The organism is Nitrospirota bacterium (assembly GCA_016214385.1).
Classification (GTDB): domain Bacteria; phylum Nitrospirota; class Thermodesulfovibrionia; order UBA6902; family JACROP01; genus JACROP01.
Map to the genome: position 1 here is coordinate 1 of JACROP010000008.1, position 18,093 is coordinate 18,093.

At 44.0% G+C, this 18,093-nt stretch carries 20 protein-coding genes and 1 pseudogene; 11 read left to right on the forward strand and 10 right to left on the reverse strand.

Annotated elements, in window-relative coordinates; translation table 11 throughout:
* Positions 1 to 441 precede the first annotated feature (441 nt).
* From HZC12_00430 to HZC12_00440, 3 genes are read left to right on the forward strand one after another with little or no spacing between them, the layout of a single operon-like run.
* Positions 442 to 1,143, forward strand: a complete 702-nt coding sequence (locus HZC12_00430; protein MBI5025202.1) for an ABC transporter permease — start codon at positions 442 to 444, stop codon at positions 1,141 to 1,143.
* Positions 1,140 to 1,892 (forward strand): phosphate ABC transporter ATP-binding protein, encoded by a 753-nt coding sequence (locus HZC12_00435; protein ID MBI5025203.1) that lies wholly within the window; start codon positions 1,140 to 1,142, stop codon positions 1,890 to 1,892. The genes HZC12_00430 and HZC12_00435 overlap by 4 nt, the downstream gene beginning before the upstream one ends.
* Before the next feature lie 9 nt (positions 1,893 to 1,901).
* On the forward strand, positions 1,902 to 2,444 hold the full coding sequence (locus tag HZC12_00440) for an O-acetyl-ADP-ribose deacetylase (protein MBI5025204.1): 543 nt from the start codon (positions 1,902 to 1,904) through the stop codon (positions 2,442 to 2,444).
* A gap of 149 nt (positions 2,445 to 2,593) precedes the next feature.
* Here the strand turns inward: HZC12_00440 and glgP are convergent, their stop codons facing one another.
* Positions 2,594 to 4,330 carry an alpha-glucan family phosphorylase gene (gene glgP / locus HZC12_00445; GenBank protein MBI5025205.1) on the reverse strand — a complete coding sequence of 579 codons (1,737 nt, stop codon included), beginning with the start codon at positions 4,328 to 4,330 and terminating at the stop codon, positions 2,594 to 2,596.
* Positions 4,331 to 4,799: 469 nt separating this feature from the next.
* Here glgP and HZC12_00450 point away from each other — a divergent pair, with 469 nt between their 5' ends.
* The 7 genes and pseudogenes from HZC12_00450 to HZC12_00480 all read left to right on the forward strand — a co-directional run bounded on the left by HZC12_00450 (position 4,800) and on the right by HZC12_00480 (position 12,135).
* Positions 4,800 to 7,343, forward strand: a complete 2,544-nt coding sequence (locus HZC12_00450; GenBank protein MBI5025206.1) for a molybdopterin-dependent oxidoreductase — start codon at positions 4,800 to 4,802, stop codon at positions 7,341 to 7,343.
* Between the two features lie 19 nt (positions 7,344 to 7,362).
* Positions 7,363 to 8,181 carry a 4Fe-4S dicluster domain-containing protein gene (locus HZC12_00455; protein ID MBI5025207.1) on the forward strand — a complete coding sequence of 273 codons (819 nt, stop codon included), beginning with the start codon at positions 7,363 to 7,365 and terminating at the stop codon, positions 8,179 to 8,181.
* A 269-nt stretch (positions 8,182 to 8,450) separates the two neighbouring features.
* Positions 8,451 to 8,954, forward strand: a complete 504-nt coding sequence (locus HZC12_00460; GenBank protein MBI5025208.1) for a molecular chaperone TorD family protein — start codon at positions 8,451 to 8,453, stop codon at positions 8,952 to 8,954.
* Positions 8,954 to 9,961 carry a 4Fe-4S binding protein gene (locus HZC12_00465; GenBank protein ID MBI5025209.1) on the forward strand — a complete coding sequence of 336 codons (1,008 nt, stop codon included), beginning with the start codon at positions 8,954 to 8,956 and terminating at the stop codon, positions 9,959 to 9,961. The genes HZC12_00460 and HZC12_00465 overlap by 1 nt, the downstream gene beginning before the upstream one ends.
* A gap of 12 nt (positions 9,962 to 9,973) precedes the next feature.
* Positions 9,974 to 10,585 carry a TraR/DksA C4-type zinc finger protein gene (locus HZC12_00470; GenBank protein MBI5025210.1) on the forward strand — a complete coding sequence of 204 codons (612 nt, stop codon included), beginning with the start codon at positions 9,974 to 9,976 and terminating at the stop codon, positions 10,583 to 10,585.
* 51 nt (positions 10,586 to 10,636) lie between these two features.
* Entirely contained in the window at positions 10,637 to 10,978 is a 342-nt protein-coding gene (locus tag HZC12_00475) for a winged helix-turn-helix domain-containing protein (protein ID MBI5025211.1), read from the forward strand.
* Between the two features lie 25 nt (positions 10,979 to 11,003).
* Positions 11,004 to 12,135, forward strand: a pseudogene (locus HZC12_00480) (molybdopterin-binding protein).
* A gap of 5 nt (positions 12,136 to 12,140) precedes the next feature.
* Here HZC12_00480 and HZC12_00485 read toward each other — a convergent pair.
* From HZC12_00485 to rpsB, 7 genes are all read right to left on the reverse strand, one after another.
* Positions 12,141 to 12,392 carry a translation elongation factor-like protein gene (locus HZC12_00485; protein MBI5025212.1) on the reverse strand — a complete coding sequence of 84 codons (252 nt, stop codon included), beginning with the start codon at positions 12,390 to 12,392 and terminating at the stop codon, positions 12,141 to 12,143.
* Between the two features lie 72 nt (positions 12,393 to 12,464).
* On the reverse strand, positions 12,465 to 12,854 hold the full coding sequence (locus HZC12_00490) for a TraR/DksA C4-type zinc finger protein (GenBank protein ID MBI5025213.1): 390 nt from the start codon (positions 12,852 to 12,854) through the stop codon (positions 12,465 to 12,467).
* An 8-nt stretch (positions 12,855 to 12,862) separates the two neighbouring features.
* Positions 12,863 to 13,033, reverse strand: coding sequence for a hypothetical protein (locus HZC12_00495; GenBank protein MBI5025214.1), 171 nt, complete (start codon positions 13,031 to 13,033; stop codon positions 12,863 to 12,865).
* Positions 13,034 to 13,062: 29 nt separating this feature from the next.
* Positions 13,063 to 13,620 (reverse strand): ribosome recycling factor, encoded by a 558-nt coding sequence (frr, locus tag HZC12_00500; protein ID MBI5025215.1) that lies wholly within the window; start codon positions 13,618 to 13,620, stop codon positions 13,063 to 13,065.
* Entirely contained in the window at positions 13,586 to 14,338 is a 753-nt protein-coding gene (locus HZC12_00505) for a UMP kinase (protein MBI5025216.1), read from the reverse strand. The genes frr and HZC12_00505 overlap by 35 nt, the downstream gene beginning before the upstream one ends.
* Positions 14,339 to 14,355: 17 nt before the next feature.
* Positions 14,356 to 14,958: a translation elongation factor Ts gene (tsf, locus tag HZC12_00510; GenBank protein MBI5025217.1), complete on the reverse strand. Its 603-nt coding sequence runs from the start codon at positions 14,956 to 14,958 to the stop codon at positions 14,356 to 14,358.
* A complete protein-coding gene (gene rpsB / locus HZC12_00515) occupies positions 14,955 to 15,746 on the reverse strand; it encodes a 30S ribosomal protein S2 (GenBank protein ID MBI5025218.1) in 792 nt (263 codons plus the stop codon). The genes tsf and rpsB overlap by 4 nt, the downstream gene beginning before the upstream one ends.
* A gap of 390 nt (positions 15,747 to 16,136) precedes the next feature.
* Here rpsB and hisD point away from each other — a divergent pair, with 390 nt between their 5' ends.
* Complete coding sequence (gene hisD, locus HZC12_00520) at positions 16,137 to 17,408, forward strand: histidinol dehydrogenase (GenBank protein MBI5025219.1); 1,272 nt, start codon at positions 16,137 to 16,139, stop codon at positions 17,406 to 17,408.
* A gap of 14 nt (positions 17,409 to 17,422) precedes the next feature.
* Here the strand turns inward: hisD and HZC12_00525 are convergent, their stop codons facing one another.
* Positions 17,423 to 17,707, reverse strand: a complete 285-nt coding sequence (locus HZC12_00525; GenBank protein MBI5025220.1) for a rubrerythrin — start codon at positions 17,705 to 17,707, stop codon at positions 17,423 to 17,425.
* 13 nt (positions 17,708 to 17,720) lie between these two features.
* Positions 17,721 to 18,093 (reverse strand): methyl-accepting protein (locus tag HZC12_00530; protein MBI5025221.1); only part of this gene is annotated, 373 nt, incomplete at its 5' end.

The following is an 18,093-nucleotide window of genomic DNA, read 5'->3' on the forward strand; positions in this document are numbered from 1 at the left end:
CTAACAATAATTATACCAAACCTGCTATTTTCAGAATTCATTAAAACAATATAGCATATTTAAGGGTTTGGATAAAGGAAAAAACCATTTAAAATCAATACAATATAAATACATTCCTTGGTATTTTGTGGTAATACGTACTAAAAGGCAGGCTGGTATTTTATGGGAAAATTGTCCATGAGGGATATGAAGAACGCGCCGCAGAGCCCACTTGATGCGCTTTATGGGAATCGGCAGTTTTGGAACAGTTCTTAAATGCAATAGGATGCTTTCCTGATTGCAATAATTTACACCCATATGGCCACTAAAAACATACTGGGTGTGCGGAGCCTCTGGATAAATAGGTTTCCCCGCTTGTCAAATTAAAACCCAGACGTAAACTGTGTTATCATAAGGCACGGTTTGAGCTGCCATTAGAAAGTTTGGTGATTTACTATTAAAATGTATTCAATAATTGAAGCTTTCAAAAAGGCCTTAACCCTCATATTTAATCTCAATGAAGAACTGCTGGGGATAATATTCCTTTCCCTGAAGGTATCGGGGCTTGCCCTGGTCATTGCGTCATTAATCGGCCTCTCGCTTGGCACTATTGTAGGATTCAAAAGATTTCCCATGAGGGATTTCATAATCAGCCTCCTGAATACCTTTATGGGTCTTCCGCCTGTAGTAGTAGGGCTTTTCCTGTATCTAATTCTTTCAAGGAGTGGGCCGATGGGGTTTATGGGTCTGCTATTCTCACCTTCAGCTATGGTTATCGCCCAAACGATTCTTGCAACACCCATTATCGCTGCCCTGTCTCATTCAGCCCTTGTCAGTGTTGACCCTTCTATCAGGGATTCTGCAGTGACACTCGGAGCAACGCCTTTTCAGGCAACCGTTACAATTATTCAGGAGGCACGTTATGCGATTATGGCAGCAGTAATAGCAGGATTTGGAAGGGTCATGGCAGAGGTCGGTGCAATACTTATGGTAGGCGGAAACATAGCAGGCTATACGAGGGTGATGACAACGACCATTGCCCTTGAGACAGACAAGGGAGATTTTGAGCTCGCCCTTGCCTTAGGAATTGTTCTTCTTACAATATCTTTTATAATAAATATACTCCTTCATTTCGTACAGAAAAAAGGTGTCAGGATTAGATGAGCGATCTGAGGCTTACAATATCAGGGGTCAAGAAAATATATAATGGTAACAATGTGCTGAATGGCTGTTCCTTTGTCTTTGAAAATGGCAGGGTCCATACAATCATAGGCCCAAATGGTAGCGGGAAATCCACACTTCTCAGGATATGTGCCCTGCTTGAAAAGCCAGATGAGGGGACGGTTGTTTATCATGATGGTCATAAAAACTCGGTACGAGTCGATTCCGACTTTGATGACAGTATTGAACTCAGCAGGAGAATAACTCTTGTCCTTCCAAAAGCAGGGCTATTCAATACGAGTGTGTTCAAGAATGTTGCATACGGCCTTAAAATAAGAAAGAACAACAGGCATGAAATAAAAGAAAGAGTGGAAGCTGTATTGAACGATGTGGGCTTATTTGACAAAAGAAATCAGAACGCCCTTACACTTTCTACAGGTGAGGGCCAGAGGCTTGCACTTGCCAGGGCAATGGTTCTTAAACCAGAGGTTCTATTCCTCGATGAGCCAACAGCATCCCTCGACCCGTCAAGCACCTCTATTATTGAAGATATAATAACGGATATAAAAAGGAAGCAGCGGCCTACCATAATAATGGTGACACACAATATGTTTCAGGCCCAGAGGCTTGCAGACAGAATACTTTTTATGTATGAAGGGCAGATAATAGATGAAGGCCCGAGTTCAGAGTTTTTTGAAAACCCGAAAGATGAGAGGGCGTTTAATTTTATAACAGGCAAGATGGTCTATTAGGAGGTTGCTATGGAAGTCAAAATAAACAAAAGCATTCTATCAATTGTTGAAGGCGATATAACCAGGCAGGATACAGAGGCTATTGTTAATGCAGCCAACAAAAGCCTTCTCGGCGGAGGCGGTGTGGATGGCGCAATCCACAGGGCTGGCGGGCCTAAAATCCTTGAGGAATGCAAAAAGATTGGCGGATGCGAAACAGGCCAGGCAGTTATCACTACAGGAGGAAATCTTAAAGCAAGATATGTAATTCACACAGTTGGCCCTGTATACAGGGATGGACTTCATAAAGAGCCTGAGCTCCTTCAAAGTGCATATTTAAACAGCCTTAAGCTCGCATCATCCAGGGGGATTAAGAGCGTTGCCTTTCCCTCGATAAGTACAGGCGCTTATGGGTATCCTATGGAGGAGGCTGCTGAGATCGCCTTAAAGACCGCTATAAAGTATCTTAAAGAATATACAGGCATCGAACTCATTCGATTTGTCCTTTTCGGGCAGAAGGCTTATGAGGTTTATGAGAGAACACTGAAACAATTAACTCAAAAAATGCATTAACCACAGAGGTCACAGAGATAAAGAATAACCACTGAGGCACAGAGACACAGATAATTTTTAAAACATATCTTCACTTTTTATCCCTCAGTGCCTCTGTGTCTCTGTGGTTTTCATTCATGCATATTTGGGATAAATATTAAATATAAGGGTTATCTTATATACGCCTCTGTGATATACCTACGCATCATCCTGTGGCTGTTGAAATAATAGGCAATCTTGCCTACGGAATTTTTCATGACCTTTATCCATTGTGCCCTGTCAGAATAATACAGTGGAATGATTATGTTCTCCAGTTTGTAGTAAAGGTCTTCTGCGTCTCTTGTGTCCATATTGTGCGTTAGTGTTGATTCGGAAGGCCTTGGACCTATTGCCCAGCCTGTAACTCCTTCGATATGCCCTTCTATCCACCAGCCATCGAGGACGCTGAAATTTATAACTCCATTATGAGCTGCCTTCATCCCGCTTGTGCCCGATGCCTCCATTGGCCTCAATGGGGTGTTGAGCCATACGTCAACTCCAGAGACGAGCCTTAACGCAAGAGACATATCATAATTTTTAAGATAAACGACCTTGATTTTGCCTCTGAGTTTCTCAATACAGTTAAAAATATATTCTATGAGTCTTTTCCCTGGTTCGTCTCTGGGATGGGCCTTGCCAGCATAAATAATCTGAAGCTTCCCATTTTCAGCTATTTTTGAAAGTCTCTCTAAGTCTGAAAATAAAAGGTCAGCCCTTTTATATGCAGTGGCTCTCCTTGCAAAGCCTATTGTAAGGATATTGCTGTCCATGCCTGCCCCGCCGTTGGCGGGGCCTGCCCCTGTTGTTTCATTTACATAATCAAGCAAATTGTTTTTTGCCTCCATGTGAGCATTCCAGATTTCCTCATCAGGGATAATGTCAACCCTTACAAACTTCTCAGGCTCATTGGCCCAGCCATGGAGGTATCTGTCATAGAGTTTTGCAAAACTACTATATGTCCATGTAAAAGAGTGAACGCCATTGGTTATTGCGCCGATCTCATAGCCTGGAAACAGATTTTGAGAGACCTCTCCGTGTTTCTTGGCCACGCCATTAACGTATTTGCTGAGATTAAGGGCAAGGAGCGTCATATTGAGGTGCTCATAGCAGCAGAATTGTTTTATCACATCGAGGGGAATTGGCTCTCCCATCACACTGCGGACAAGGTCATAGGAAAATTTGTCGTGGCCTGCTTCTACAGGCGTATGAGTTGTAAAGACACATAAATCTTTAACCCTTTCAGTATCCCATATTAGACGTTCATCCCAGACTTCCTCTACATCTTTCTTAAATATCTGAAGCAGTTCAAGGACAAGGAGGCTTGCATGGCCTTCATTCATGTGATATTTCTTTATCTTAAAGCCGAGGGCATTGAGCATCCTGACCCCGCCGATGCCGAGGACTATTTCCTGCTTGAGCCTATATCTCTCATCGCCTCCGTATAGAAAGGAAGTAATCTCCCTGTCTTCTGGAGAGTTTTCTTCCACGTCTGTGTCAAGGAAAAATACAGGGACCTTGCCTCCGGTTAAACTACAGACAATGTAATACCATGCCTGGATATAAACGACCCTTCCTTCTATCTCAACCGTGACCTTCTGTGGCAGGAGGTGCATAAAGTCTGCGGGATTCCATATGACGGGCAGGGCTGTCTGCCTTCCTCTTTCATCCATCTCCTGGAGAAAATAACCTTTTTTGCTTATTAATGTCACAGCAACTATAGGAAGCTTTAAATCTGCGCTCGATTTAATCGTATCTCCTGCAAGGACACCGAGACCACCGCTGTAAGTCGGTATCTCGTTCAGAAGCCCTATCTCCATGGAGAAATAGGCTATCTTTGGTTCGTTATTGAGGGCTTTAAGCTGTTCCATAGAAATTTAGAATATAAATGTCCGTTAGGAGAAAAATCAAGAAGATAATAAAATTTTATTGGAAAATAGTAAGATTCAATCCTGACTGATTCAAAAAATGCTTGATTTTTAATTTTTTTATGATACCTTTTACTTTGGAATCTGCGATTTTTCTAAGCAAGAAATTTGTTCATAACTTCTGCAGAGCCGTTCGCCCCTACAGGGCCGGACGAAAAATTCACTGCCCCGTGAGGCAATATACGCAGAGGCTGCGTCTTATGACGCAAAACCATGATGGCCAAAAATAGAGATAGAACCGTAGGAATTAAAAACACAGATGCCGTAGCCTGGCACAAGTATTGATGTGGCAATAACTAATTTTATAAAGAAGTGCAATATTTAGGAAAAGAAGGGGGTGGAAAAGAGGGGTATTTCCTGATTTCTATTCGCTGAATCTTAACTAAATCTAAAACAGGGAACGGAGGCAAAAATGAAGATTAAGAGGAGGGATTTTCTAAAGGCGAGTGTAGCTACAGGTGCAGCAGTTGCACTGAGTGGCGGACTCACGCTTAATGCCTTTGCCAATGGCAAAGACCAGAAGACAGGGAGCGGCGGGACAGAGCCTGGCAAGTGGATACCATCAACATGTCAGGGCTGCACGCAGTGGTGTCCTTGCGAGTTCTTTGTTCAGAACAGCAGGGCGGTTAAGGTAAGGGGTAACCAGTTGTCTAAGGTAAACCTCGGATATGTATGTCCGAGAGGGCATCTGATGCTTCAGGAGCTTTATGACCCCGACAGGGTAAAGGTCCCAATGAAGAGGACAAACCCCAAGAAAGGCAGGAATGTTGACCCGAAATTCGTACCGATTAGTTGGGATGAGGCATTAGGCATCGTTGCCGATAAGATTCTTGAACTAAGAAAGAATAACGAGCCGCATAAGTTTATGTTCATCAGGGGCAGATATTCACCAAAGACATACCCTCTCGCGTACGGAACACTGCCAAAGATAATAGGCTCTCCGAATGCTATATCTCACAGCGCAATCTGTGCAGAAGCAGAGAAGTTCGGGCCTTTCTATACAGAAGGGTTCTGGGGATACAGGGACTATGACCTTGCAAGGACAAAATGTCTGGTAGTGTGGGGCTGTGATCCGCTAAGCTCCAATAGAAATGTCCCCAACACTATTAACAAAATCGGAGATCTTATCGAGAGAGGCACACTTATTACAGTTGATCCGAGGTTGAGCGCAATAGCTGCTAAGTCCCACGAATGGGTGCCGGTAAAGCCCGGTGAGGACGGAGCCCTCGCAACTGCCCTTGCCCATGTCATTCTTACGAAAGGGCTCTGGAGCAAGGAGTTTGTAGGTGATTTCAAAGACGGCAAAAACCAGTTCAAATCAGGAAAGTCTGTTGACGAAGCGGTATTTGCCGAAAAACACACTCATGGCCTTGTCAAATGGTGGAATATCGAGCTTAAAGACAGAACCCCCGAATGGGCGGAGAAGGTCTGCGGCATTTCCAAGGACCAGATCGTCAGGATCGCAAGGACTATGGCCAAAGCAGCTCCGAATGTTGCAGTATGGATGGGCCCTGGCCCTGTTATGAGCCCGAGGGGCGCATATCCTTCTTTTGCAATCCATGCCCTTAATGGTCTTTTAGGCGCTTGTGAGAGTGAGGGCGGTTCATTGAGGAACCACGCCAAGTCCCCTTCAGGCAAACTGCCGTCAATTGATGACTTCCTTGATGATATGGCAAAGAAGTATGGCAAAGAGAAGAAGATCGATCAGAGGGGATATAAGCAGTTCCCTTCAATATCAGAAGGCAAGGCAGGAAGCTCGGTTATTACCAACAATGCAGCTACCGGTATTTTGAATGCGGACCCTTATGATATTAAGGTAGTTGTGAGCAACTGGGCAAACTTCAACTTCTCCTGCACAGGAGCCGACAGGTGGGACAAAGCCATGTCAAAGGTCTTTTATGTCCACATAGGAACAAACCCGGCAGAGGCTGCAATGTTTGCCGATATCGTGCTCCCTGCTGCGCACCACGCAACCCAGAAGCTCTCCATAATTGACAACAAGGGCAACACGTACACACATCTCTCCATTCAGCAGCCGGTAGTCGGAAGATTGTGGGAAGAGAAGGCTGATGAGACCGAGATTATGTGGATGATTGCCGAAAAGCTGGGCGCTAAGGGATTTCCAAACATGATTAATTACTTTAAGTCATTTAAGGATCCAGAAACCGGCAAAACCCCGACCAACGCAGAGGAGTTTGCGCTGATTGCAACAAGGATTATAAGCGCAGCGGTCTGGAAGCCTGAAAAGCCGCTTAAGGGCGATAAGCTCACAAGCTGGGAAGACTTCAAGGCAAAAGGCATTTACAACTCCGAAGGCTATAAGTTCAGGGAGCTATGGGAGAAAGGTTTCCCTACTCCCACCAAGAAGTTTGAGTTCTACAGCGAGGCTCTCAAAAAGGCGCTCGACGACCATGCAAAGAAGCATCAAACTACCATTGACGATATCCTTCAGGCATCAGGCTATCTGGCAAAGGGAGAGCAGGCATTCGTTCCTCATTACGAGCCTCCTAAGAGATGGGGAGATGTAAAGGAATATCCATTCACATTCATCGACTACAAGTCAAGGCTCAACAGGGAAGGCAGAAGTCAGAACACCACATGGTTTCAGGAGTTTAAGAAGGTTGATGCAGGTGATGAGAGCTGGGACGATGTCGTGAGGATAAATCCGGAAGACGGTAAGAAACTCGGCATTAAGACCGGCGATATGGTTAAGCTCACTTCTGTGACAGGCAGCATTACTGTCAAGGCAAAGTTCTGGGAAGGCGTAAGGCCCGGCACAGTTTCAAAGTGCTATGGTCAGGGACACTGGGCTTATGGAAAGATCGCTGCGAAAGAGTTCGGCAAGACCCCGAGGGGCGGAAACAACAATGATCTTATGCCTGACGATTACGAGCGTCTTACCGGCAGTACAGCAAGAAACGGCGGATTCACAGCCGTAAAGATTGAGAAGATATAAGGAAAGGAGGTAACTATAAATGCCTAAATACGGAATGGTCATAGATTTACAAAAATGTGTCGGCTGTGGTGCATGTGCAATTGCATGCAAGACTGAGAACAATACACAGGACAGGACAAAGGGCCAGACATTTAACTGGGCGGACTTAATTTTTAAGACAGAGGGCAACTTCCCGAATGTCAAGTTTACGGCAATGCCGGTTCTCTGCAATCACTGCACAGATGCGCCATGTGTGGCTGCATGCCCTGTAACACCAAAGGCAATGCATAAACATGAAAATGGAATGACAATCCACAACCAGGAGAGATGTATTGGATGCCGCCAGTGCCAGAGGGCATGTCCTTACAGTTCAGAAGACATGGATAAGAGCAAGGCAGCATACAGCGTGATAAGCTTCAATGACTTTACCGACGAAGTTCATCCATTTTACAAAGACACAAAGGAGCTTATTCCTAACTGCACTGCTTCAGGCGCTGAGGTTGCGAAAAGGGCAGGCGATGTTCCTCCTCACAGGACGCTTTATAAACACTCAGACTATGCAAGCGTGAGGGAAAAAGGCAAGGTTGAAAAATGCATCTTCTGTGAACACAGGGTGCTTAACGGCGAACTGCCTTACTGCGTTGTCTCATGTCCTGCAAAGGCAAGGGTATTCGGAGACCTTTCAGACCCTAATAGCGAGGCAAGCCAGTTGCTTAAAAAACATAAGGCCGTTAATCTGAAAAACAACAAGGGTGAATTGGTGAAGGCCGGAGAGAAAGGCACAAGGCCAAATGTTTACTACATAAGGAGTTTCAAGGTAGCAACTAAAAAGGAAGCAGCAAAAGTCAAAAAGGCGTAAGATTTTATGATGTCATTGCGAGGGCGAAGCCCGTGGCAATCTCAATGAGATTCCTCGCTTCGCTCGCAATGACAATTGTAAAGTGTAAGGTGAAAGTGGATATTCAAGAATTCATTTCCCATGAAAAGGCAAGGGGCGATTGTTATAGATTCCTGTCGGCATGCTTTTATCTGCCGCAAAAGGAATTATTTATTCAAGAAGACCTCTTCAAAAATCTTACAGCATTGTTAAAGCAGGCATGTCCCAATGCTGCAGTATTTTCTGAGAAAATGGGAAAAGCAATTTCCCATTACAGCAATGAAGACCTTGCTATTGATTATGCAAAACTCTTCGTAGGGCCCTATGAGCTTAATGCCCCGCCTTACGGTTCAGTATATCTTGACGGTGAAAGAAGGGTTATGGGAGATTCTACGATGGAAGTTATAGATATGTATCAACAGGCAGGGCTTTCGATCGATGATGATTTCAAAGAGGTGCCAGACCACATAACTGCAGAACTTGAATTTATGTATTACCTGATTTTTAAAGAGATAGAGGCCATAGGAAGATCTGAAATAGAGAGAGTTGAACAATTCGTGAAGACACAGGAACAATTTTTAAATAAATTCTTAGGGCAGTGGATTAAACCTTTTTGCGAAAAGATAAAAGAGGGTACGGATAATGAATTTTATATCACCCTCGCTGATTGCGTTTCTACATTTGTTTTAAATTCCAATCCATCTGGTAATATCCGGGAACTCCTGGGGAAAAGAACTCAGAAGGTTTTAAATTGATGTTAAAAGACAGGGTAATCAATCAAATTTCCAATGATACCGATATTATCAGAATCAATCAGTCAAGGTGTCTGCGGATGCGGTTCAATAAAAATTCGTGCAATAAATGCAGGGAAGCCTGCCATGCAGGCGCAATTACAATAAGTGAAGGCGTAATTATTGATAGGAATGTCTGCTCTGGGTGTATGCTTTGTGTACCGGCATGCCCTTCGGACTGCTTCGAGATAGCGACATTAGATTTTTATTCAATAATTGCAGGGTTAAGAAAAATCCAATCTCCTGTTCTGGGCTGTAATGTAAGGTCAGATTTAAAGGCGCATGAAAAGACCTTCTGTCTCGGTTTTTTATCCGGGGAACATATTATAGCCCTTCTGGCTTTTATGCAGGAACCATTACAGATTAATCTAACATTGTGTGCAGATTGTAGAAATGGGTCTATCGTTGATGCCATCAGGAAGAGATTAGATATTATTGGCACAAGAATTGTTAGTGATGCCTTTGATAAAATAAGGCTTGTGAAAGATAAAGCTGACTTAGACTTTCAGGAGGTCTCCTATGACCGCAGGGATTTTTTCATGGCCATGAAGAATCTCACCTTTATGCAAGCTGCCAGACTATTTGGCAATGAGACAGCGAAAGATGATATACGGGCTTACTCCGCTAAGAAACTGCCATTAAAAAGGGAATTGTTGAACAGATCTCTGAATGTCTTTCGAGGAGAAATTTATAAAGAGTTGTTGAAAAATTACTATTACACTATTACTGTTAATAGAAGTTGTAATGGCTGCTTCGCCTGTATAGGGATGTGTCCAACAGGAGCCCTGAAAATTGGAAACATAGGGAATGATAGGGGATTATTCTTTAATAGCTCTCTGTGTTCCGGATGCGGTCTGTGTGAGAATTTCTGCACGAATAATTCGATTTGTATTGAAAGAGGCTTTTCTGGGGGCGATTTGTTCGAATTTAACCTCTGTTATTCCGAGCCTTTCACCTGTCAGGCAGTCTGAGGTCGATAGGATATGGATTTTGAATCCCTTTTGGACGAATCCGTGAAGATTCACGGCCATCTCTGCCCTGGCCAGGTGCTCGGAGTGAAGATGTCCATGCTTGGACTTAAAAATATCGGCATTGAAGACCCAAAGGGTAAAGATAGAAAGAATCTCATCGTATTTGTTGAAATGGACAGATGTGCAACTGATGCAGTTCAGTCAGTAACAGGATGCAGCCTTGGGAAGAGAACGATGAAATTCATGGACTACGGAAAGATGGCAGCGACATTTGTGAATCTAAAGACAGACAAGGCGGTGAGGGTTGTTGCAAAAGAAGAAGCGAGGGAAAAGGCTTTGCAAATAATGGGTCAAGGGTCAGGGGTCAAGGGTCAGGAAGACAAATATAAAGCACAACTTGAGGCATACAAGATAATGACCGATGAGGAACTATTTGATATGATGAATGTGAAGGTGGAGATAAGACCTGAAGATATGCCAGGAAGGCCATCGAGAAGAATTCGATGTGATATCTGCGGCGAGTATGTTCAGGATGTGAGAGAGATTTATAGAGATGGAAAAGTGTTGTGCAAGCCATGCGCAGACGGAGGATATTATACACTGATTGGTGTCACTGAACACTGACACTAATCACTTTTTTATTTGAGGTGCGTTATGCAGAAAAGTCATAGCGGTATGGAGATCAAATCGAAGCTCTGGATAGAGGTGGATGGAGAGCCTGTCTTTGGCAGGGGGAGGAGATTTTTACTCCACGCAATAGATAAGTATGGCTCAATAAATCAAGCAGCAAAGGAGATAAACATTTCATATAGAAAAGCATGGAGTTACATAAAGGCAATGGAGGAAAGGCTCGGTATTAAACTGGTCGAGAGGCATGCAGGCGGCAAAAATGGTGGTGGTGCAACACTTACAGATGAGGCAAAAGAGTTTTTGAAAAAGTATGAACTGATGGAAGAGGGTATAAGAGAGATAGTCGATGAGAGATTCAGGGAGATATTTGGTGAAGGGGTAAAATAATCCACTTCACCCAGAGGCGGTTGGAATGGTATTGGCACATGATATCACAGAGATACGCAAGGATGAATTCAAAGGAAGGGCATTCAAAAAGGGGCATATCGTAAGAGAGGAGGATATAAACCATCTCCAGAGGCTCGGTAAAGAGCATCTGTTCGTTTTAAACATCGCGGAAGATGAAGTCCATGAAGATGCCGTTGCATATGCGTTGGCTAATGCATTGATGGGTGAGGGCGTAAAGATGGAAGGAGAGCCGAAGGAAGGTAAGATAAATATAATTGCGGACAGAGACGGCCTTTTTAAGGTTAATAAGGATGCGCTTTTGAGGTTTAATATGCTTGGAGATGTGATGTGCGCAACCCTCCACGATAATACCGTAGTTAAGAAAGGTCAGGTTGTGGCTGGTACAAGGGCGATTCCATTGGTGGTGAAGAAGAGTATAGTGGAACAGGCGGTGGCTATTGCCACACAAGCACGGAGTGTTGAATCTGAAGTCACCCCCTCCCTAACCCTCCCCCCTCGAGGGGGAGGGCAGGGGTGGGGGGGCATTCTTGAAGTCAAAGAGATGCGCAGGCCCAAGGCCGGCATAGTCATCACCGGTAACGAGGTCTATTATGGAAGGATAAAAGATGCCTTTGCGCCCATCCTTACAAGGAAGGTAAGGGAGTTTGATGGTGAGATTGTTGGAATATATTATGCACCTGATGATGAAAATTTTATCCAAGAAAGACTCAGGGAATTAATAGATGCCGGTGCTGATTTGCTTATTACAACAGGAGGCATGTCTGTTGACCCTGATGATGTGACAAGGTTTGCTATAAAAATGCTCGGTGCAACTGACATCACCTACGGCTCGGCAGTTCTTCCGGGAGCGATGTTTCTGGTAGCATACTTAGCGACAAGAGACGAGAGACAAGAGACCAATTCAGAGACAAGAGACAAGGGACAAGAGACAAGTAAATATAATAACTCGTCACTCGTCACTTGTCACTCGTCTCTTGAAAAGTCTGTATCACAGGACGACTGTATTTGATTTAATCCTTCCGAGGGTTCTTGCAGGAGAGAGGATTGGCAGGAAAGAGCTTGCAGAGTTCGGTCACGGTGGACTATGCCGTGATTGTAAAAAATGCCGCTACCCTGTTTGTCCCTTTGGAAAATAGGAATGTTAAGGTTCTATTCTGTAAACCAGGTCGTTTTCCCTGACATGGTCTTTGACCCTGATCCCTACAACCTGGCCCCTGTCTGCCTTAGGAATTTTCTGGTGTTCGAGTTCGATTGACTCTATTTTCTGCTCTAAGTCAGTGGTATGGCCTTTTATGTGTATTGTATCGCCTACTGCAAGCGACTCCTTTACTTCCATGGCGGCAACTCCAATATTTTTGTAAAAATGGGTTATTCTTCCAACAAGGACTTCCATTTTAACCCTCCTCCTGAAATAAATCCCATATCTAATCTAAATAGAATTTTGATATTAGGATTTTTAGTTGATTTACCCCCAGCCCTCTTCTCTCTCCACCTCTTCGAGCTTTTCCTTTTTTTCCTGGCAGTCTCTGCAGTAAATGGCAAAAGGCAGAGCCTTAAGTCTTTTCTCGTTTATTTCTGTGCCGCAATCTTCACACACGCCGTAAGTGCCCTCCGCGAGCTTTCTGAGGGACTCATCCATCTTTGTGAGATTTTCCTTGTGTGTACTCAGGCGACTCAAATTTATGTCTTTGGACAGGTCAATTATTGACCAATCGCCATTGTCAAGGGCAGTCTCGACTAACTGGCGGTCAGCGCCGCTTACGAACTTTTCTATTTCTTGCCTGGCCTCTTTCACGATAGCTTCCCTTTTTTTGATAAGAAGCATCTTCAGGGCATCTTTCCTCTTTTTGGTCATTTTTTTGATCATTTCTCCACTCGATGCGAGTCTTCGCTGAGAGTCGCTACGACTTTCTGATTTTCTTCTTTATATACCTCGGTAATGCTCTTGATTTTTATTCCAGCAGCTTCAATGGCCTTCTGAATATCCGTTGCTTTTGCATCTATTACCTTTAAAATGTAGTTAATATTCGTCACAGCTCCTCCCACCAATCAACTTTTTTATATTATACCTCCATTATCTCGGCTTCCTTATGGGATAAAATCTCATCAACCCTCTTTATATAAGAATCTGTTATTTTCTGGATTTCGTCAAGAGACTTTCTGATGTCATCCTCGCTGAGATGTTTTTCTTTTTCCAGTTTCTTTAGCTCTTCATTGCCATCCCTGCGGATATTCCTTATTGCAACCCTTGCCTCTTCAGCCCTCTTGTGTACCACTTTTACGAGCTGTTTTCTGCGTTCTTCGGTTAGAGAGGGAATTGGTATCCTTATGGTTTTTCCATCGTTGCTTGGAGTAAGTCCGAGGTCTGATTTTAGAATTGCTTTTTCAATCTCAGGTATCAGCCTCTGTTCCCACGGCTGTATTGTTATTAACCTGCTTTCAGGGACACTCATAGTTGCCACCTGATTTATCGGGGTTGGGTTACCATAGTAATCGACCGTTATCCCATCCAGGATGGCAAGGGACGCCCTTCCAGTCCTTATACCTGCAAGGTCCTTTTTCAGGGCTTCAAGCGCCCCATCCATCTTAGCTGTAAGCCTTCTTTTTACCTCCTCTTGCACCTCTATCCCCTTTTACCAGTGTACCGATTTTTTTACCCTCCAGAACCTTTCTTATATTGCCCTTTCCTTTAAGATTGAATACTATGATGGGAAGAGAGTTATCCATACAGAGGGTAACTGCAGTTGAGTCCATTACCTGCAGCCCTTTTTTAATGACATCCATGTATGAAATCTCAGAAAATTTCTTTGCCCCCGGGACCTTTAATGGGTCCATGTTATATACGCCATCTACCCTTGTGCCCTTCAGTATAACGTCAGCATCTATTTCCATTGCCCTCAGGGCTGCTGCTGTATCAGTCGTAAAATACGGATTCCCTGTTCCGGCAGCAAATATCACTACCCTGCCCTTCTCAAGATGCCTTATCGCCCTTCTTCTTATATAGGGCTCTGCCAGCTCCTGCATTTCAATGGCTGACTGAACCCTCGTTGCAACTCCGCGCTTCTCAAGGGCATCCTGCAGGGCCAGGGCATTGAGTACTGTAGCAAGCATGCCCATGTAGTCTGCAGATGTCCTTTCCATTCCCTCCGCACTTGCTTCAAGCCCTCTGAAAATGTTGCCACCTCCGATGACTATTGCTACCTGAACGCCAAGTGGCAATATATCTTTCAATTCATCTGCTATAAATTTGACTACCTTCTGGTCAATGCCATAACTTTTATCCCCCATCAATGCCTCTCCGCTCAGTTTTAGCAAAACCCTTTTGTATCTTGGTTTCATTTAGCCTTTAGTTCGATTTAAGGATTAAGTTTTTCGCCAAGTTGAAATCTTATAAAACGTCTTACTGCGATGTTTTCTCCAAGTTTTGCTATTTTTTCAGTGATTATATCCTGTACCGTTTTTTTCTGTTCGGGGTCTTTTATAAAGGTCTGTTCCATAAGGCAGGTGTCTGCATAAAACTTTTCAAGTTTTCCCTCAATAATCTTCTCTATGACCTGCGGAGGCTTATTCGTTATCTGAGCCCTGTATATCTCCTTTTCTTTTTCAATGATGTCTTCCGGGACATCTGCTCTCTTTAAATAAGCTGGGTTTGAAGCAGCAATCTGCATTGCTATATCTTTTGCAAGTTCCCTGAAGGCGTCAGTCCTTGCCACAAAGTCTGTCTCACAGTTAACTTCCACGAGGACACCTATCTTACCCATATGTATGTAGGAGCCGATGAGGCCCTCTGATGCTTCTCTGCCGGCCTTCTTTGATGCCGTAGCCAGACCCTTCAACCTGAGAAGGTCGATAGCCTTGTCAAAGTCACCTTCTGCCTCTGAAAGGGCCTTTTTGCAGTCCATAAGGCCTGCGCCTGTTTTCTCCCTGAGCTCTTTTACTGCATCGGCTGTTATATTCATTCTGCCACCGCCTCCTTTTCGCCTCGCGAATCCGCCGAGACGGAAACCTCCTCAGCAATCTTTTCTTTTATTGCCTCCTTTTCAGCAGCCTCTTCCAAAGCCTTACCGAGCACATTTTTACCATCAAGCACTGCATCAGCCATTTTTGAGGTTATAAGTTTTATAGCCCTTATTGCATCATCGTTTCCTGGTATGACGTAATTAACTTCGTCTGGATCACAGTTGGTATCAACAATTGCAATCAACGGTATCGAGAGCTTTTTTGCCTCTGCCACTGCAATCTTCTCCTTTTTCGGGTCAACAACATAAATAGCGCCTGGCAGAGACCGCATGTCTTTTACGCCGCTCAGGTTTTTCTCAAGGAGTAATCTTTCCTTTTCAAGCTTTGACACCTCTTTTTTGGGTAGAAGGTCATAGGTGCCGTCTTCTTTCATCTTTTCAATCTTCTTTAATCTTTCTATGCTCTTTTTTATTGTAGAAAAATTGGTAAGCATCCCGCCGAGCCAGCGCTGATTGACATAGTAAGCGCCTGCCCTCCTGGCCTCTTCTATTACAGTGTCCTGGGCTTGTTTCTTTGTCCCGACAAAAAGGACAGGTTCTCCCTTGCTTGAAACATCTTTTACAAATGCATAAGCATTTTCAAGCAACTTAAGGGTCTTTTGCAGGTCAATGATATAAATGCCATTGCGTTCTCCAAAGATAAATTGCTTCATCTTCGGATTCCATCGTTTTACCTGGTGGCCGAAGTGAACCCCAGCCTCCAATAACTCCTTCATTGTAGCAACCATAGATTCCTCCTCAGTTTTTCCTCCGCCCTTCTCCACCGAATCCCGACCCTGAATCAAGCCTGTCCTGGCGTCAGGCCAGGATTCAGGACAAAAACTTCGAGACACCCACAGTGGAGAAACTGGATGGGCGTGTGTATTGGCTCAAACGATAACATAAAAAGAATTTGTTTTTCAAGGGTTTGTATAGGCCGAAAAATAGACATAGAGCAGGCAGTTTCATAATTTCTATCCCGAAGCATCGGGATTCACCTGCCTGCTCTTATGTAAGTTATTGGTATGCCTAAACTTTAAAGTTTTATATCTATTTTTTGGGATAGGACATGGCAAGCTATTTTCGTGCATGGCTCTGGCTTGAATATTATCCAGTCTGATTGTAGAATTATCATCAAGATGAAACTGATAAAAGAACGCCAGGTTAAGGCATTTATAAAGTCCTTCCGCACAAGGGCATTGGCCGGAGGCAGTATTGAGAATACTGTCAGAAAAATCCTTGATAGTGTCAGAAACAGAGGGGATAAAGCTGTCAGGGAATATACCGAAAAGTTTGATTCAATTAAGTTAGGACGACTCTCAATAGAGAAGAGGGAGATAGAGGTATCCTGTAAGACTGCTGATAAAAAGGTTTTAAAAGCCCTTGAGCTTTCAGCCAGAAGGATAAGGGCATTCCATGAAATACAGCAAGAAGAATCGTGGTATTTCTCTGAAGATGGCATTACCCTCGGCCAGATTATAAGGCCCATTGAAAGGGTTGGTGTTTATGTGCCTGGAGGTAAGGCATCCTACCCGTCAACAGTGCTCATGAATGTAATACCTGCTCAGGTGGCTGGAGTAGATGAGATTGCTTTATGTGTGCCAACACCAGGGGGAGAGATAAACCCCTATGTCATGGCAGCAATAAAGCTCCTCGGTGTCAAAGAGGTCTACAGGATTGGAGGGGCCCAGGCAATAGGAGCAATGGCATACGGCACAGAGACTATAAGAAAAGTTGATAAGATAGTCGGCCCTGGGAATATTTATGTAGCGACCGCAAAGAAGATGGTCTTCGGTGAGGTGGATATCGATATGATTGCCGGGCCAAGCGAGATATTGATAATAGCAGATAAAACCGCCAGCCCATCATTCATAGCAGCAGACCTGCTCAGCCAGGCAGAGCACGATGAGATGGCATCATCAATATTAATTACCAGCTCACAGTCCCTGGCAAAGAGTGTTAAAAAAGAGCTTGAGCGACAGCTTAAAGGACTCAGGCGAAAGGACATTGCAAAAAAGTCTATCGATAAGTATGGGGCAATAATAATCACAAAAGCCCTTGCCAATGCGATTGACATAGCCAATGACATAGCCCCTGAACACCTTGAGATTGTTGTTGAGGAGCCTATGGAGCTCTTGCCAAAAATTAAAAATGCAGGGGCAATATTCCTCGGCCCATGGACACCCGAGCCATTGGGTGATTACTCAGCAGGCCCGAATCATACCCTTCCAACAGGAGGAACTGCAAGATTTTCCTCTCCCCTCGGAGTTTATGACTTTGTAAAGCGATCAAGCCTTCTGTCTTTTACAAAGGAGGGCTTTCTGAAACTCGCAAAGACAGTTGAGACAATTGCAGACATCGAAGGCCTCGAGGCACATGGCAATACAATAAAAATGAGGATGCGAGAATAGAAATAAAAATTATTTTACTTTCCTATTAATTCCTCTACTTCTTCTTTGCCCTTTTCTAATTCTCTCGCTTGTTCTTTATCTTCTTTTAAGAGCAGTGTTTGAAATTCACCTACATGGGTTTTTTCTTCCTTAGCTATATCCAGGAAAATCTTCTTAATATCATCTCTTTCTGTCATTGCTGCAAGTTGCTCATAGAGATTCACTGCATCTAACTCTGCTATTATTGCCACACGCAGTATTTCCTTGTTTAAATCCCCTTTTTTTATTTTCTCAATATTTACGGGTATCTTCGATAGCATATTTCTTACCTCCTCACACTATAAATCTCTTTACTTCCTCCTTCAAAAGATTAGACTGTTTGACGAGGGTCTCAACAGCCTCATTGACCGCTGAGGAGAGGTCGATGTTTTGCTGGGTGATATCCCTGATCTTTTCCACTGCCTTAACTATCTGTTCACTGCCTGCCTGTTGTTCCCTGGTGGCCCTGGCGATTGATTGAACTTTTTGATTGACGTTCTCAACTGTACCATTGATCTGCCGGCTCCCCTTTGTTTGTTCGATGATTGATTGCTGCACCTGCCTTGCAACATCCCTCATCCTCTCAACTGCTTCCATTATCTGCTCTGAACCTTTCCTCTGCTCCTGCGTGGAACGGGCAATATCTTTGACCATCTGTGTGGTTGTC